The sequence below is a fragment of the Sphingomonas sp. AC449 genome, from assembly GCF_979253475.1.
On record NZ_CEEDCZ010000044.1, the window covers coordinates 1 to 280 of the forward strand.

General features: G+C 34.3%; 1 protein-coding gene. It reads left to right on the forward strand.

Annotated features, from left to right (window positions below; translation table 11 throughout):
• The coding region (locus tag AC0CH3_RS17785; RefSeq protein ID WP_465238123.1) for a hypothetical protein at nt 1–280 on the forward strand (280 nt) is incomplete at both ends.

Here is a 280-nt window from a genome sequence, read left to right on the forward strand (position 1 = left end):
TTTTAAATTGGTTGCGATATCAGAAAATCACTTACTGATCTTTGATCCAATAACAAAGATTTATGGTGAGTGGATGGTATTTGGGAATTCCATTTTGCCTTTGGATTCTCCTATTGAAGTAGCAGATGGCTCTAGGGCTTATCGTTTTTCTCCTATCCAAAATAAAATTGAATATCGGTTTTCGTTAACAGCTCTCTCTGATGTTCCCGAAACTCAATACCAAATTCTCCTTCCAAAACAAAATATAAGTTCACAAAAATTATACGAAGAGGAGTTTGAT